This window comes from Candidatus Protofrankia californiensis (assembly GCF_900634765.1).
Taxonomy (GTDB): domain Bacteria; phylum Actinomycetota; class Actinomycetes; order Frankiales; family Frankiaceae; genus Protofrankia; species Protofrankia californiensis.
In genome coordinates this window covers 1-547 of the sequence record NZ_CAAAFT010000049.1, presented here as the reverse complement: position 1 = coordinate 547, position 547 = coordinate 1, and the positions used below count along the sequence as shown (strand labels likewise).

The 547-nt window shown below is 67.6% G+C and carries 1 protein-coding gene; it reads left to right on the top strand.

Going from position 1 to position 547, the window contains the following annotated elements:
- Positions 1–2 precede the first annotated feature (2 nt).
- A partial coding sequence (locus DD1DGNOD_RS02530; protein WP_131769355.1) for a metallophosphoesterase occupies positions 3–547 on the top strand: 545 nt, incomplete at its 3' end.

Below are 547 nucleotides of genomic sequence, written 5' to 3'. Positions count from 1 at the left end.
CTGTGGTCGCGGGACTCGTCCCGGCCGGTACCGCCATCGCCGCGCCCAGGAACGCCGGCCCCGACGGACCCGCGGTCACCTTCGCCCTGCTGGGCGACACTCCTTACGGCAACGCCCAGCGCGCTGTCTTCTCGAACCTGGTCGACACCGTCAACGCCGATACGGACGTGCGCTTTGTGCTGCACGCCGGCGACGTCAAGAATGGCTCGTCCACCTGCGACGACGCCCGCTTCGCCGATCTGGCACAGCTGTTCGGCACGTTCGACGATCCGTTCGTGCTGACACCTGGTGACAACGAATGGACCGACTGCCACCGTACGGCTACCGGCGGATACCTGCCCACCGAGCGCCTCGATGCGGTCCGCCGGGTGTTCTTCCCGGACCCGGGCCGTACCCTCGGCCGTCACCAGCTGAGGGTGGCGACGCAGGCATACGACCAACGCCACCGCGAGTACCGCGAAAACGTGCTCTTCACCCGGAACCGGGTCGTCTTCGCCACCGTGCACGTCGTCGGCAGCGAGAACGACCTGGCACCATGGTCACAACT